Source organism: Flavipsychrobacter stenotrophus, from assembly GCF_002954265.1.
Classification (GTDB): Bacteria; Bacteroidota; Bacteroidia; order Chitinophagales; family Chitinophagaceae; genus Flavipsychrobacter; species Flavipsychrobacter stenotrophus.
Genome location: NZ_PPSL01000003.1, coordinates 1,025,493 through 1,040,003 on the forward strand (window position 1 = coordinate 1,025,493; position 14,511 = coordinate 1,040,003).

At 42.7% G+C, this 14,511-nt stretch carries 16 protein-coding genes; 3 read left to right on the forward strand and 13 right to left on the reverse strand.

Translation table 11 applies throughout. From position 1 onward, the window contains the following. Positions 1-91: 91 nt before the first annotated feature. From CJD36_RS14345 to CJD36_RS14380, 8 genes are all read right to left on the reverse strand, one after another. The gene (locus CJD36_RS14345; protein WP_105039871.1) at positions 92-556 is read right to left on the reverse strand and encodes a hypothetical protein; all 465 of its coding nucleotides are present in this window, start codon (positions 554-556) and stop codon (positions 92-94) included. Between the two features lie 74 nt (positions 557-630). Next, entirely contained in the window at positions 631-1,290 is a 660-nt protein-coding gene (locus CJD36_RS14350) for a HupE/UreJ family protein (protein ID WP_105039872.1), read from the reverse strand. Between the two features lies 1 nt (position 1,291). Then, positions 1,292-2,638 carry a tetratricopeptide repeat protein gene (locus tag CJD36_RS14355; protein WP_161499320.1) on the reverse strand — a complete coding sequence of 449 codons (1,347 nt, stop codon included), beginning with the start codon at positions 2,636-2,638 and terminating at the stop codon, positions 1,292-1,294. A 184-nt stretch (positions 2,639-2,822) separates the two neighbouring features. Then, positions 2,823-4,850 (reverse strand): T9SS type A sorting domain-containing protein, encoded by a 2,028-nt coding sequence (locus CJD36_RS14360; RefSeq protein WP_105039874.1) that lies wholly within the window; start codon positions 4,848-4,850, stop codon positions 2,823-2,825. Between the two features lie 32 nt (positions 4,851-4,882). After that, the gene (locus CJD36_RS14365; protein WP_105039875.1) at positions 4,883-6,637 is read right to left on the reverse strand and encodes a DUF4331 domain-containing protein; all 1,755 of its coding nucleotides are present in this window, start codon (positions 6,635-6,637) and stop codon (positions 4,883-4,885) included. A gap of 231 nt (positions 6,638-6,868) precedes the next feature. Then, positions 6,869-7,441 (reverse strand): globin family protein, encoded by a 573-nt coding sequence (locus CJD36_RS14370; protein WP_205685609.1) that lies wholly within the window; start codon positions 7,439-7,441, stop codon positions 6,869-6,871. A gap of 21 nt (positions 7,442-7,462) precedes the next feature. Continuing rightward, positions 7,463-7,891 (reverse strand): hypothetical protein, encoded by a 429-nt coding sequence (locus CJD36_RS14375; RefSeq protein WP_105039876.1) that lies wholly within the window; start codon positions 7,889-7,891, stop codon positions 7,463-7,465. 281 nt (positions 7,892-8,172) lie between these two features. After that, positions 8,173-8,436, reverse strand: coding sequence for a hypothetical protein (locus CJD36_RS14380; RefSeq protein WP_105039877.1), 264 nt, complete (start codon positions 8,434-8,436; stop codon positions 8,173-8,175). A gap of 291 nt (positions 8,437-8,727) precedes the next feature. On the opposite strand from CJD36_RS14380, the gene CJD36_RS14385 reads away from it, so the two are divergent. Beyond that, on the forward strand, positions 8,728-8,997 hold the full coding sequence (locus CJD36_RS14385; protein ID WP_105039878.1) for a hypothetical protein: 270 nt from the start codon (positions 8,728-8,730) through the stop codon (positions 8,995-8,997). A 199-nt stretch (positions 8,998-9,196) separates the two neighbouring features. On the opposite strand, the gene CJD36_RS14390 is transcribed toward CJD36_RS14385, so the two are convergent. Genes CJD36_RS14390 through CJD36_RS14405 form a run of 4 tightly spaced genes read right to left on the reverse strand, consistent with a single transcriptional unit; the run spans position 9,197 to position 11,520 of the window. Next, the gene (locus tag CJD36_RS14390) at positions 9,197-9,649 is read right to left on the reverse strand and encodes a DUF3592 domain-containing protein (RefSeq protein ID WP_105039879.1); all 453 of its coding nucleotides are present in this window, start codon (positions 9,647-9,649) and stop codon (positions 9,197-9,199) included. Positions 9,650-9,687: 38 nt separating this feature from the next. Continuing rightward, positions 9,688-10,146: a pantetheine-phosphate adenylyltransferase gene (gene coaD / locus CJD36_RS14395; protein ID WP_105039880.1), complete on the reverse strand. Its 459-nt coding sequence runs from the start codon at positions 10,144-10,146 to the stop codon at positions 9,688-9,690. A gap of 1 nt (position 10,147) precedes the next feature. Next, a complete protein-coding gene (locus CJD36_RS14400) occupies positions 10,148-10,702 on the reverse strand; it encodes an RsmD family RNA methyltransferase (RefSeq protein WP_105039881.1) in 555 nt (184 codons plus the stop codon). Continuing rightward, positions 10,693-11,520, reverse strand: a complete 828-nt coding sequence (locus CJD36_RS14405; RefSeq protein WP_105039882.1) for a DUF3822 family protein — start codon at positions 11,518-11,520, stop codon at positions 10,693-10,695. The genes CJD36_RS14400 and CJD36_RS14405 overlap by 10 nt, the downstream gene beginning before the upstream one ends. Before the next feature lie 183 nt (positions 11,521-11,703). Between CJD36_RS14405 and CJD36_RS14410 the strand changes: the two genes are divergently transcribed. Continuing rightward, the gene (locus tag CJD36_RS14410) at positions 11,704-13,044 is read left to right on the forward strand and encodes an MATE family efflux transporter (RefSeq protein WP_105039883.1); all 1,341 of its coding nucleotides are present in this window, start codon (positions 11,704-11,706) and stop codon (positions 13,042-13,044) included. A 66-nt stretch (positions 13,045-13,110) separates the two neighbouring features. Here the strand turns inward: CJD36_RS14410 and ytxJ are convergent, their stop codons facing one another. Then, the gene (ytxJ, locus tag CJD36_RS14415; protein ID WP_105039884.1) at positions 13,111-13,437 is read right to left on the reverse strand and encodes a bacillithiol system redox-active protein YtxJ; all 327 of its coding nucleotides are present in this window, start codon (positions 13,435-13,437) and stop codon (positions 13,111-13,113) included. A gap of 189 nt (positions 13,438-13,626) precedes the next feature. On the opposite strand from ytxJ, the gene fabD reads away from it, so the two are divergent. Then, positions 13,627-14,508 carry an ACP S-malonyltransferase gene (gene fabD / locus CJD36_RS14420; RefSeq protein WP_105039885.1) on the forward strand — a complete coding sequence of 294 codons (882 nt, stop codon included), beginning with the start codon at positions 13,627-13,629 and terminating at the stop codon, positions 14,506-14,508. Positions 14,509-14,511: the final 3 nt, after the last annotated feature.

The window sequence follows — 14,511 nt, forward strand, 5'->3', positions numbered from 1 at the left end:
AATTCAGTCATTTAGAAAACAACAGGACATAGGAAGCCGCTTCCATACACTAAGTGTTGAAAAATTTCCTTACTATAGGTTTGTCCTGTCGTCAGGCACCGGCTCGTGGGGGAGGATAATTGATGTGGACATGCGCTCGTGCATAATAGCATAGGTAGCAATGCCTATGTACAGTAGCAACAGGCAATGCCGCCGCAGGATGTTTTAAGTAGGAATAGCATACCTGCACACATTCTTGTACTTCTGCTTTGTTGCTTATGGTGTGCTTTTCTTTTTCTGTTTGCTTTGCTCCATTGACCAGCTCAGTATGCACATGAAATTTTCCATTTACTTCATGCACTACCAGCATGTGTTGGCTCTTCCAGAAGGTGTGTGCAATAGTATCTATTGCCAGAGGTAACATGGGTTTTACCATCACCATCGTATATGCGATGAGCAGAATGTAAACTATTTTTCGTGTCAGTATTGCTTTGATCTCACTCACATCAGCGGTGCTCAGCCTATCCCCTTGCAAGGCAGGTTGTTCGCCTGAAAATATGTGTATGGTTGTTTTCAACGCAGTATACTGATGTTTATTTATAAAGAGACACGATCAATAGATTAGTGAGGATACACTTCATTTAATAGAAATTAAACAACAAACCATATCCGCTCTACTGTCCACCAGGTCGCTACAAGTGCTATTACAAAACTCATGGGTATTACAATGCCACGTCTGTACCATATCTTTTGAGAGAATGGCTTGGATAGCAAGAAGTACAGTAACAATATTATGGTCAACTGTCCAAGTTCTACACCAACATTAAAGCTGATAAGCGCCGTGGCAAAAGCATATTGCGGCATGCCTAATTGTGATAAAGCTCCTGCAAATCCCATTCCATGCACCATTCCAAACAGAAACACCATAACCAGCCTCCACGGCTTCACCTGCTTAAAGTAGATATTTTCTATTGCAAGGAAAACTATTGATATGGCTATCAGTGGTTCTATTATATTACGCGGAGGATTGATCACACCGTACATAGCCAGCCCCAATGTTATTGTATGTGCTACTGTGAACATTGACGCCTGTGCTATAATCTGCTTAATGTTAGTATTTAGCAGGAACACGCAGGTAATGAAAAGTATATGGTCAAATCCCTCGGGAAGTATATGTTGAAAACCTATTAATGTATATTTCCAGAATACCTGGTCGCCGCTCATTCGTTCCAGCTCATAGTTGATCACGTGCGCCTGTATTGGCGCAGTGAACAGAACAAGAAGTACAATAAGAGCTATATACTTTTTCATCTTACTTGTTTAATGCTACCGCTTGCTTGGTATGATTGATCACTTCCTGGTCTACGTATGGAGATGTGGCCATAGCTTCTGCTATTAATTTTTGCCCTTTCTCGTTCTCGCCTGCCGCTGCATAAATAACACCTGCCTTATATAGCTTTTCAGCATTTTTGCAATTGGTCAGCATCATTTTGTCAGCATGTAGTTTGGCATTGGTATTGTCATTTTTCAGGTAGTATATCCATGCGGCAAGTTCATTTGCGTCAATGTTATCCGGGCGCATAGCAAGGTCATTATTGGCATACTTCAGTGCTTCATCAATTTTGTTGGCACTCAGGTAAGCGTTAGCTAGTTCCCTGTTTGCATTGTGCTTTACTAAAGCATCTTCTTTTTCTTCTTTTTGTGCTTCATTCAGCAGTTCAATCATGTCTGCTCTGGTTTCTTTAGCCTTTGTGGCGTCACCCTTTAAGGCATACAGATCGCCCAATAGAGAAACAAATGCCACTTCACTTCTTATTTTTATTGTGTTCTTGGTTTGCTCAATAGCGGCATCATAGTTCTTCTTTGCTTTTTCTACTCTTGCCAGGCCAATCATTGCGAAAGGATAATCAGGTCTGTATGTCAATGAATTGCGGTATTCATAGCTGGCACTATCCAGTTTGCCAATACCCAGGTACAGGTCTCCTAATGTTGTTCTTGCCCATTCTGTGTTTTCAGAACCTGGTTGTCCTGATTCTACAGCCATTTTCATAGCTTCAATTGCACCTGTATTCTGGCCATATATTTGTCTCATGTACGACGCTCTTGAATAAGATCTCAGGTCGGGACGTATAGCAATCATCTGATCGCAAGCTTTCACCGCCGCATCATAATTGCCCATCTCTACATTAGCATCTACCAGCGCACCGTATATGCCCGCGTTGAAGGTGTTAATTGCAACACCTTGCTTCGCAACTTCAAGCGCATCTTTGAACTGGTGTACGTTCAGTAATATTGCTGATTTAATATTCAATGCCTGGAAGGTGATGTCCTTGTTGCCTGTTTTACTTTCTGTTACTTTGTTCAACATGAGCATTGCAACATTATCATAATAGCTGTTGTTGCCCGTTATTCGGCCTTCATTGATGTATACACTTGCCAGGTTGATGTATTGTTGAAGGTCATCCGGGTTTTTCTGTAAAGCTGCAACAGCTTTGTTGTAGAAAGAGTCAATGTGTGCCTTCTCTTCTTCGCTACCTACAGATTTCTTTCTTTCAAGCAGGGCAGGGATCGCACTCTTTTTTTCACTGCACGACGTAAGAACTATTGTGCATGAACAAAGTGTGATAAATAATACGGTAAAAAGTTTAGTTAGTTTCATAAGTATTTTCTTTGGTAGTAACATATACGCATGAATCCTGTAAAATGTTTTGATGTCCAGATAATATTTCACGTTGTAAATGGAAAGGCCGGACATTTATGTCCGGCCTTTCCTGCGGTTACGTAAACAACAAGTAAATAACTAAGGGTATACTTTTTAGTTTTTACTTTTCAGTTTTTACTTTTTAATTGGTTTTCACCAGCTTAACCGTTTGTTGGTTCTGATTGTTAGCCATCAGGTTAGCCAGGTAAGTGCCTGCACTCAGTCCTGATGCATCAAACTGTACTGTGTAATCACCGGCTGTTTTGCTGCCTTCATTGATCATCTTTACCGTTCTGCCCTGAAGATCAGTTATCTGTATGCTGATGTTGGCATTAACATCCAGCTTGTATCTGAAGGTCACATTGCTAACCATAGGGTTAGGGTATGCGCTCATAGCTACAAGTGGTGTGCTTAAGCCAAGGTTGTTAATACCAACCCCTGCTACCGGACCAGTGTAGTCAGTTCCATTAAAGCCCTGCCATGGATCCTGCAGATACGGGAAGCATGATTTGAATGTAGTATCATTATGAGTGACACCTGCATTGAATGACAATACACTCAGCAAATTAGGAGTTACTGGTGATCCTGTGCCCGGATAGTCATCATACCACAAACCAATTGCAGCTAATACAACACCAGATACTGCCTGTAATTCAATTGTTGTTACGTCATCTTCCAGTCTGCGACCATTAGGGAATCCATCCATGTTAGGTATGTTCTGTAATGTTGCAGTTGTGTTGTACAATGGATCTGTAAGACCAAGTACTGCAGCCTGTATAAGGCCCAATGAACTGAACGATGCACTTGTACGTGGAGTAACAGGTACAGCCATGTTCAAACGGATCATGTCAGATTTTGTAGGCAGGAAGTTATTGATGAATGGCTTACCTGCTGCCAATGGATTACCGCCTTTGCCTGTTGCCAACTGATAAGGACGCAGATTAGGTACGCCAGTCAGGAAGATAGGCAGAATGTCTACTGCACGTGGGCTAGTGGCATTAGGTAACAACAAAGTACCAAACAATGCATCATCAAGAGCAGTGCCCGCTACTGCAGGTGTTCCTTTCAAAGGCCATAGTCCCTGGTTGCCGTTGGTAAAGTTATATGTGCCTAATGAAGCAGTTTGTATGCGCAGTGGAGCAAGGCCCGGTACCGCACCGCCAAAAGCTGCATTGTCCATATACAATGCCAGTTCTGGATTGCTGAAGTAATTGGCATAAGTAACATCCGCAGTGTAAGGATCAGCGCCATTCCACCTGTCTTTAGCACCTATCGGGTTGATCACTTCATTAGTAAGCGGCATACCTATTCTTGATATCTGTACCCATGACCCTGAACCTGTTGGATTACCACCGGTTGTGCTTAGGGTAGTTATTGTCTGGCGACTTGCAGACGCCCAAACACCAATGATAAAGTTCGGATCAAGTATGCTGGTTGCAGATGATACTGAAAGGCCTGTAGCCTGCAATGTACTGATCGGTATTTCCAAAGCTATTGTATGGCAGTTGAATTTCGCAAGACCATCACGGCCGGTATTACGGAATCCGCCCACATCAAATGCACCACCAAGATCTACGAAAAAGGGATCATCAACCGGTCCGCAGAATAGTTTTTCTCCTGTTGTTGCAGTTGTTACAGCGGCTGTCATAAGGTCATCATAGCCTGCTGTATGGCCAAGGCCTACCGCGCTTTCTATAGAGCGTGGACCTATGTTTGCCGGTGGTACTATTCCGTTTGTTTGTATGGTGGTAAATGTTACGCCTCCATCCATACTACGCATACATGTGTAGGTAGTCTTCTGGTTCTGTTTGTTCAGGCGAATATTGAAGAACGTAGTTGTGTCTTCATTGATCTGCGAGAATGTAAACCGGTAAACAATGTCATCACCTGTTGTCGTGGTCTTGTTCTTAATGTGGATCTCATATCGTACGTTCGATCCGAATGAATACCAGTTTGGTCCACCTGCCGGATGTTCGAATGGAACATAGTTGGCTATGATCACCACCTTGTTGGTATCACATGGACTGCGGAATACATACAGGTCAGTATTATCTGCCTGTGCATCCAGCGATATCAGGGGCGCTTCTCTGTGAGACGAAGCTACAGCCTGTATCTGCGGTAGCATGCATATAGCTGCTGCCGTAAATAGTTTATTTAAAATATTGCTCATGATTGATTTTTTTAGTTCGTTATGAATTGGTCTTAGAACCGGGCCTGCAATGTGTAGTCATATCCTCTCCACGGCTGCTGTACATAAGGGAATGCTGTCTGGAATGTGGTGTCGTTCTTTACTACACCGGCATTAAATCCAAGTACATTACCCAGGCGCGCAGTAACAGGTGAACCTACACCATGATAATCGTCATACCACAATCCTATTGCTGCAAGAGCTACGCCGCTTACTGCCTGTAGTTCTATGGTGGTAACATCATCTTCAAGGCGACGGCCATTAGGGAAACCATCCATGTTAGGTATGAACTGTATGCTTGTATCGGCATAAATTGGAACTGTAAGGCCAAGTACCGCTGCTTTTACTATACCCAGTGAGCTGAAGTTTGGATCTGAGCGCGGAGTAACCGGTACGGCCATATTCAGGCGAAGCATATCACCTAGTGTTGGTAAGAAGTTGTTGATGAATGGCTTACCTCTGCCCAGTGGGTTGCCCGCTGGCTTGCCTGTTGCTAGTTGGTACGGAGCAAGATTAGGAACACCGGTGAAGAATATTGGCAGGATGTCTACTGCGCGTGGACTCATTGAGTCAGGAAGCAATATTGTTCCGAAGATGGCATCATCCAATGCGGTACCCGCTACGCCGGCACTACCTTTCAATGACCACAATCCTTTCTTGTAGTTCCTGAAATCAAATGCGCCAAGTGATGCAGACTGTATGCGCAGTGCATTCATTGCAGGTACTGCGGTTCCAAACTGAGAATCATCCATGTATAGCGCCAATTCAGGGTTGCTGAAATATTTCGCAAATTGTACGTCATTAGCAGGATTTGTTGCATTCCACTTGTCCTTCATGCCGATAGGTATAATTACTTCATTGGTCAATGGCATACCTACGCGGCTTACCTGTACCCATGAGCCTGAATAGCCTTCTGATGTTGTGGAAATTGTTTTGATCTGCTGTCTGCTGGCTGATGCCCATACGCCTATAACAAACTCAGGATCAAGTATGCTTGATGCAGCGGTAACGGCAAGGCCATTCTTCTGCAACATATTAATCGGAATTTTCAGTGCTATAGTATGGCAGTTGAACCTTGCAAGCGCATCTTTAGGTGCGTTAGCAGTGCTTAGGCCATTCGGGCGGAAATTGCCAAGATCAAAAGCTCCGGCAAGGTCTACGAAAAATGGATCATCAACTGGTCCGCAAAAAATACTTTCTCCTGTACTGGCGCTGCCTATGGCTCCCGTCATAAGGGCCATATAGTTTGGCGCGCCCAGTCCTACTACTGCATTCTCTATAGATCGTGCACCTATATTTGGCGGTGGCACAATCCCATTGGTAAGGATATTTGTCCACGTAGTGCCGCCATCAAGGCTCTTTTCACATGTGTACGTTGTTTTCAGGTTTTGTTGACCCAGCCTGATGTTGAAGAACGTTGTTGTGTCCTGGTTCACGTGTGAGAACGTAAACCTGTAGGTGATGTCATCACCCATAGTTGTTGTTTTGTTCTTAATGTGGATCTCGTACCTTACGTTAGTGCCAAAGCTATAATAGTTAGGTCCGCCCTCTGCAGACTCGAACGGTATATAGTTGGCTATTATCGTTACTGTATTCGGGTTGTCCGGGCTTCTGAATGCGTAAAGGTCAGTGTTGTCGGCCTGTGGATCTAATGATATCAATGGAGCTTCTCTATGGCTCGAGGCGTTTGCTGTAAACCCTAGTGCCATCACTCCGAGAAGTGCTGGAATTATCCGTAGCCCTCTCAAAAAGTACTTGTTCTTTTGCATAAAATTGGTGATTTAAAATGTGGTAAAAAAATGATCGACCCCATTCCGGTAAGGCTCTCTCATTAACATACGCATGGCTTTTAACTAAGGATTGCATTTAGATAAATAAATTCGCTGGTTGCTTTCTGGATAAGGTTTTGGCTCCTTCAGCAATGACTTAAATGGTTAGTAAAAAATAGAAAGAGCGCCTGGAAAGGCGCTCTGTATCAATTGTTAATACTCTGCTTTTTTCTATCGTTGTACTACCTGTGTTCTCAGTGTGCCTACTACAGCACCTACACGGCCTATTAATACGTCCGATAATCCTACTTTGTGTGCACCCGCAACCAGATCGGTAACAAAGGCGTCAAAATCGCCATTATCAGCCTTTGCACTCATTCTTGAATTTTGTGCCGGGTCATGCGATGCTGTCATGCTCTTACCACCATAGGTAAAGTTCTTAGCTCCTGTAGCAACACAGAAGAAATCGGTCAGGTTTTTGCTCAATGCCGCAAAACCTGTTGTGTTACCTGATGTTACCTCTGTAAGTAAAACTGTAAAGTATCCGTTAATTGCAGTATCGCCTGCTATTACAAATATGGTGCTATCTACAACTTTGCGTATACCCAGTCTGCCCGATTCTACCATTTGGCCCGGGTTATATGGGTCGGCTACCATTGTTGTTCCTCCCAGTGAATCATACAATGTCATGGTTGATCCGCCTGAATCTTTCTTCTTACATGATGAAATGGAAAATACTGAAATAGCTAGTGCTAGAACAAGTGTTCCTAATAGTGCTTTTGGCATTAGCGTTGTTCTCTTCATAATTTATTGTTTTGGTGATGTTTAAAAAACGTGTTTGATGAAATTGTATGCTCTAGATGATATCGATGTTGCTGCAACAGGGCACCCTCCCTTCAATTCGTCAGCACTCGGAACGTACCTTGTGCTGTTATAATGTAACTTATGACTGAATTCCTCCGCTATCTCATTTGCGTTTACCACGGCGGGGTGAAAGCTAAATACAACTATGTTAGATTGTGTATTACACAGATAGTGGTCTACACCTTTTTTAGTCGATAGCCATGCGCCTATTTTACTTGCGTCCGCATCATCAATGTCTTGTTTCACGTCTATCCTGGCAAGTGCTACAGTATTGGCATCCGGCGCTTTAGGCCTGGTGACTAAGTATATGTGTACACACAGTATAATACAGAGCAGGCTTATAGTTCCTGCTGTTCCAATTGCTATCTTCTTGACCAGTTTCTTATTCATGATAGTTATTATTTGGTTTCAATTTTCCTTATTTACCCGGAATGGCAAGAGTATTTACGACAATTGGATGACAATGGTTTTGAGAATCCGTAAAATATTTTTGCCCGGTGGTAAATGGGCTAGGACAGACTAAAGCATATTCTGAACACTTCTGTAGTATCTGTCATTGCAATACCCTTACTATTGGCCTCCACGGAGGTGAAATAGACGAGAAATTTTATCATTATTTTTTTCATGGCACCGATTGATTTATTCTTAAATCAGGCTTGTTGATTTATTGGTTACGATAAAAATTTTTCTATTTCCTTGCCAATCAGTGATGCCATGTAGGCAAAGTTATGCTGGGCGCAGGCCTTCCATTGGTAGTGTCGTGAAGTTTCGTTGTAGGTTGCTTCCATTATCAATAAGTTCTCTCCGGGTATACGACAAGTAAAGTACTTGTTGAATGGGTGTATTCTTCCCACTACTTCTGCTTTATGGTGCTCACCCTTGTATTGAATTTCGATGGGTATTTTAATAGTTGATTTAGTTACCAGCACGTTCATAAGTGTGTGTTTGCAAGTACTTACGATTCGTCTTTTTTATTGGATTGTTTTACTCAAAATTTTTATCTTATCATTCAGCGCTGCTTGACGCTGACTTCCCTGTGCTTCCACTTCCTGCTTTCTTAACTTTCAGTACCACCCTAATAAATTATAATATAAAAGATTTGTAAAACGTTGGTTAATCAAATTTTCTTCCTTAGATTGCATTAACAATTGATTAAGGTATTAGAAATAATAATAAAACATCTCACCTGAAAACAAGATTGTTTTACTTTTTAATACATCTGGGAAATGAATGAAACCTATACACGACCAATAATGTTTATGCCATTGAGCATTGTTTATAACCAACAGTGTTATAACATTGATGTAAGAGGGAAGGTTATGCCATCGGGTAAATTTTTTACCTGCGAGATAAAAGGGGCAGGAATTTTCATTCTGGAAGCAATTGCAAATCCGTTAACTAAAAAATATAATTGGGTTGCGGATACGAACACCGAGTACAGCTATCTTATGCCGCTGATAAAGCAGGAGATCGAGAAACAAATGAGAGCAGCGTAAGCCATCTGTAACAATTAAAAAAAGCAACACAATCCCAATGCTGGTAGCACTATTATTGTCCTTACGCCCCGTGCGCAAATTTTTGAGAAGTATATATTTATTGAAGCGTAAGGTTGCTGCCTCAAATTAAATGAGTTGATGTGGCATCTGTATATTCAGCCCGATCACAGGCTGTAAAGGCGTAAGTGTATGCAAGTCATCAACTTACCTCTCCCATGTACTTGAACGGTTTGTAAACTATCATTACGTACGCTATCGTTCCAAATACCAGGCCCATTATCAGCATCACCATGTTAGGTGCGGGTAACCAGTATTCAGTGAACGAATACACACGTGCTTTTTCCGGATGGCCTGAAGGGTAACTTACACGCGCTTTCTCCCCGGGTTTGTAACTATTATCCTCGTAAGACATAGACTGATCATCAGTGGTCAGGTATGTTCTGGCAGTATCGTTACCCTTTGCCGATACTGTAAATTGTATTTCTGGATAGGAATAAGACAGGGTAGAGCCACCATGTTTGCCTTCTACTCTGTATTTCACCCACATTATGCGCGTTACTTCCCCCTCAGCCACTGTCAGCGGTAGGAAAAGGATGGCCTTAACCCCAAAATAAATAGCCAATACAATAACGTATCCAATTAAAAGGCGCATCAGCAGGATGTATTACGGGAGTTGGTTTTACGGTTCACTTATATTTTCACCTCATCAGGCAAAAACATACCTGCATTTCCTCCGTTACGGATCACATCTCGCACAAGGGTAGATGATATGGTAGAATAGAGTGGAGAACAGGTAAGGAAGATCGTTTCTATCTGAGGTGCCAGCATACGGTTCATATCCGCAATGGCCTTTTCGTATTCAAAATCACTTATATAGCGTATACCTCGCAGCACATAATGGGCATTTATCTGCTTACAATAGTCAACTGTCAATCCGCTATACCCGGTCACAACTATACGCGGATCATTCTTAAATATTTCCTTTATCCAGTCCACACGCTGCTCCACGCTATACATGGGTTGTTTAGACGAGTTGGTGCCAATGCCTATTACCAGTTTGTCAAAAAGAGATACTGCCCGCTCTATAATGTCTACGTGGCCCTTGGTTATCGGGTCAAAAGTGCCGGGAAATAAGCAGATACGCTCCATATTATTCAGTTATGTTATTGGGTGCTGTAAAGATGGTAAATAAAGAAGTACCGTAGTTCTTTGATCTTGAAAAGTTGGGGTGCTTTTCATAATTATTCCGGTTGCCGTGTTCCATCACAAATATGCCTCCGGGTACCAGTAGGTTCTTTTCAAACACAAGTTTGGGCAATTCATCAATATTGGCCAGGGCATACGGTGGATCTGCAAAAATAAGATCGAATTGCGCTGTACATTGTTTCAGAAATTTGAATACATCCCCCCTTATAATTGTAGTTCTGTCAATTATCTTCAGGTCGGTTGCCATCTTTTTAATGAAGGCAAAACTCTTCTCGTCCTTTTCTATAGCCGTAACCATACCTGCTCCTCTCGATACCAGTTCATAGGTTATGCTGCCCGTGCCGCTAAACAGGTCAAGGGTTTTAATGTCCTCCAGGTCTATACTATTGCTAAGTATATTGAACAGGGCCTCTTTGGCCAGTTCGGTAGTAGGCCGTGCCGGAATATTGGCAGGTGGATTAAATCGCCTGCCGCCAAATTCGCCGCCTATTATGCGCATGTAGTCAGTTGTTTTACAAACGATAGCGTAGGTTGCCACAATCCCTTTATCGACTGTTGAATGCCATCGGTAATAGCAGTAAAATATTGAGAAAGTGCATTCGCTGCCGCATACTCCGTCGCACTCATTGTGTCGCAGCTTATGGTCAGTTTATCTGCATTCAATTTATGCTCTTTACAGATCAACCTTATTTCATAAGCTATGTCTTCCGCAGCTGCGTAGTCAAATACTCTGTGCCACAGCAACTTGTTATTACTATGTATGGTTACACAAGCCTGCTCACAGGTAATGAAGCATTGTATCGATGTCTGATTGGTTTTTCCACTCAATTGGTAGATAGGCAATGGCATAACTACGGCGCTTCTGCAATTGATCTTTACCAGCTCATTAATGCCATGGGGAATACTGTATACATACCAGGCATTTTCTTTTTGTAATTGGTAGTACTCCAGTGAATCATTCGGCTCAGAAAAATGTATCTGGTCAAACCAGGCTTTTGCTTCATTATTATCATACAACTCTTCAGGTATGATTAGGTTAGAAGAAGTCAGCACAAATACCTTCTTTATCTTATCCTGTCTTACCAGCAGTGGTTCCTGTGCAAAAAGCTGTTCAAAAAAATCGAGCTCCCACACCGGTCTTTCTTTGCCATAAGCAGCATAGTGTATCGAAAGCAGTTCATTAGATGCAGAATAAGCTGCAGCCAGCAGCCCTCTGCGTGAAAGCACACAGGTAACATTATCGGTCTCGGCGAGCAAATGCTCATCTTCTCGTACATTATATACCTGGCGATATATATTCTGATATTCTGTACCCATATTGTTTACGCATAATGTCAGGTGTAAATGCCTGCAATTATTGCAGGGTAAAAGTAATAAAAATAAAATTCAGGTAGCGAAGCAGCCAATAAAGAAGCAAATACCCAACATGTGCATTCTGTTCATTCTAAAATTCAGGCTATTCTGCTTCAGACAAATAAATAATCTATTTTTGCTACACCCATGGAAAAATTAAGCGTATCGGCAACAAACAGAGAAATAATACAGTTAGCGCTTCCTATTTCCGTTGCATTATTCATACCGCAGGCCAATTTCTTTACCAACAACGTCTTTATGGGTATGTTGGGCCAGCGCGAGCTGGGGGTAAACGGTATTACCGGGGTTTTCTATCTCATTCTTTCCATGATCGGCTACGGCTTGAGTAGCGGAGTGCAGATACAAATGGCTCGCCGTGCGGGCCAGGAAAATAAGAATGGTATTGCTGAAACCTTCATGAACGGTGCCATGTTGTCGCTCATGTTCTCTCTTGGGCTCATGATGTTGACGCTGTGGTTCGTGCCCATTCTCTTCGGTATCAGCCTCAACGACAATGATAATCTGTCCATGAGTATCAATTTCGTATACATAAGAGTGTGGGGGTTGCCATTTCTGGTATTAGCACAGTTGTTCAGTTCCTTTTTTATATCTATCGGCAGATCTCGCTTATTGATATATGGCTCCATCGTAACTACCGTACTCAATATTCTTTTCGACTACCTGTTCATTTTCGGACATTGGGGCTTTCCTGCACTCGGTTTCAGAGGTGCCGCAGTAGCATCTGTAATAGCCGAAGTAGCCTACTGCCTTACTATGGTGGGTATTTTCTTCTATCACAATCTGCACAAAGAGTACCCTATATTCAAATATATCCGGTTCGACTTTGAGCATTCCAAGCAAACACTTACCGTAGCAGCGCCACTCATTGTGCAGTTCATGTTCAGTATTGGGGGCTGGCTGGTGTTCTTTTTCTTTATCGAGCACCTCGGTCAGCAATCTTTAGCCGCTTCTCAAATGCTCCGCAGCATATTCGGTTTGGTCAGTGTAGGCACGTGGGCTTTGGCTACTACCTGCAATACCATGGTAAGCAACGTAATAGGGCAGGGCCGCTCTCAGGATGTAATGAGATTGGTATTCAAGATCTCCAAACTCAGCCTGCTCTATTGTGTAGCACTGTGTCTGTTATTACTGTTATTCTCTAAAGAGTTCCTGGCGCTGTATTCTAACGATATCTCACTGATTCAATTCACCATCCCAAGCCTGCAGGTTATTGTAGTGGCTACACTCATCATGTCCATATCTACAGTAGCCTTTAATGCGGTGGTAGGTACCGGTAACACACTGGTAAACCTTACTATGGAAATCGGTTGTGTAGGTGCATATCTCGTATACTGCTATTATTTCATTTACCTCAAACATAGCGCCTTATACATCTGCTGGGGTTCCGAATTTGTCTATTGGACCTGTCTCCTCATCGGCTCAGCCATCTACCTTAAAAGTGGTAAATGGAGAGGTAAGAAGATATAGTCGTTGTCTGAATCAGGATGAAGAGGAAAATGACACTCATTTTCACATTTCCACATCACCACATTTTCACATTGCTTCAACTATCTCCTTCATGCTGATTCCATTATGGGTTTCCTCATAAACACACTCGCCATTCTTTATTAATAGTACCTGTGGCGACTCATGATGAACAGAGTAGTCTTCAGCTATTTTGTTCGAGATATTGCGGTATTTGATCAGGTCGAGGTAATAAAAACTGGCATTGTCAGGGGCCTTTTCACGCTCTAATCTGCTCTTAGCCATAGAGCTTATAGAGCAACGGGTGCTATGCTTAAAGATGATCACAGGTTCCTTTGCACTTAATTCATTTATTTGCTGCAACTGCTGCTCATCTGTCAATTCTATCCAATTCATAATGCAAATTTACAACCATAGGCTTACTTCACCGCTTCAATGTGTCGATATTGGTATAGATGATTTTAATAATTGTTTTGGAATACAAGGACATACCTACGTTAGGGGGGTAATAATAAATAGCATCACCCTACTAATTTTGTAGAACTAATTGTTTTATCGTTCCTTATCTTAGCAAAAAAAATAAGCATGAAGCACGCATACATATTCCCCGGACAGGGCTCTCAATTCGTAGGCATGGGCAAGATCCTTTACGAAAGCAGCACACTGGCCAGGGAGTACTTTGAACAAGCCAATGAAATTCTTGGTTTCCGCATTACAGATCTTATGTTCAATGGAACAGATGCCGAACTGAAACAAACTAATGTCACTCAGCCGGCTATCTTCCTCCACTCCGTTATATTATTTGAAACCACAGCAGGCCTTACGCCTGATATGGTTGCAGGGCATTCCCTGGGTGAATTCTCTGCCCTGGTTGCTAACAAAGTACTGTCTTTTGAAGATGGTCTGCGTCTTGTGGCAAAACGTGCCGATGCTATGCAACGTGCATGCGAACTGAACCCGTCTACTATGGCAGCCATCCTTGGACTTGATGATGCTAAGGTAGAAGAAGTATGCGCCCAGGTAGAAGGTGAAGTAGTAGTTCCTGCTAACTATAACTGCCCAGGCCAATTGGTCATCAGTGGTAGCATGGAAGGTATCAGGATCGCCTGCGAAATGATGAAGGCAGCAGGTGCTAAACGCGCTTTGCCATTGCCTGTGGGTGGGGCATTCCACTCTCCGCTTATGGAGCCTGCGCGCGAAGAACTCGCTGCTGCTATTGCTAACGCAACATTTAATAATCCTACTTGCCCTGTTTACCAGAATGTAGATGCACATCCATACATCACCCCTGATGTTATCAGGCAGAATCTGATCAACCAATTGACCATGCCTGTCCGCTGGACACAGACTGTACAGAAAATGGTAGAGAATGGCGCTACTCAGTTCACCGAAGTAGGCCCTGGCTCTGTTTTACAGGGTCTTGTTAAAAAGGTAGCCCGCGATATGGCTACCGATGGAATAAACTAATTA

Bases quoted from the DNA above. Each gene is read 5' to 3' on its own strand.
- CJD36_RS14385 (WP_105039878.1), top strand. From the start codon at position 8,728: ATGAATGAAACCTATACACGACCAATAATGTTTATGCCATTGAGCATT.
- CJD36_RS14400 (WP_105039881.1), bottom strand. From the start codon at position 10,702: ATGCGCATAATAGGCGGCGAATTTGGCGGCAGGCGATTTAATCCACCT.
- coaD (WP_105039880.1), bottom strand. From the start codon at position 10,146: ATGGAGCGTATCTGCTTATTTCCCGGCACTTTTGACCCGATAACCAAG.
- CJD36_RS14375 (WP_105039876.1), bottom strand. From the start codon at position 7,891: ATGAATAAGAAACTGGTCAAGAAGATAGCAATTGGAACAGCAGGAACT.
- CJD36_RS14405 (WP_105039882.1), bottom strand. From the start codon at position 11,520: ATGGGTACAGAATATCAGAATATATATCGCCAGGTATATAATGTACGA.
- fabD (WP_105039885.1), top strand. From the start codon at position 13,627: ATGAAGCACGCATACATATTCCCCGGACAGGGCTCTCAATTCGTAGGC.
- CJD36_RS14350 (WP_105039872.1), bottom strand. From the start codon at position 1,290: ATGAAAAAGTATATAGCTCTTATTGTACTTCTTGTTCTGTTCACTGCG.
- CJD36_RS14390 (WP_105039879.1), bottom strand. From the start codon at position 9,649: ATGCGCCTTTTAATTGGATACGTTATTGTATTGGCTATTTATTTTGGG.
- CJD36_RS14365 (WP_105039875.1), bottom strand. From the start codon at position 6,637: ATGCAAAAGAACAAGTACTTTTTGAGAGGGCTACGGATAATTCCAGCA.
- ytxJ (WP_105039884.1), bottom strand. From the start codon at position 13,437: ATGAATTGGATAGAATTGACAGATGAGCAGCAGTTGCAGCAAATAAAT.
- CJD36_RS14370 (WP_205685609.1), bottom strand. From the start codon at position 7,441: ATGAAGAGAACAACGCTAATGCCAAAAGCACTATTAGGAACACTTGTT.
- CJD36_RS14355 (WP_161499320.1), bottom strand. From the start codon at position 2,638: ATGAAACTAACTAAACTTTTTACCGTATTATTTATCACACTTTGTTCA.
- CJD36_RS14380 (WP_105039877.1), bottom strand. From the start codon at position 8,436: ATGAACGTGCTGGTAACTAAATCAACTATTAAAATACCCATCGAAATT.
- CJD36_RS14360 (WP_105039874.1), bottom strand. From the start codon at position 4,850: ATGAGCAATATTTTAAATAAACTATTTACGGCAGCAGCTATATGCATG.
- CJD36_RS14410 (WP_105039883.1), top strand. From the start codon at position 11,704: ATGGAAAAATTAAGCGTATCGGCAACAAACAGAGAAATAATACAGTTA.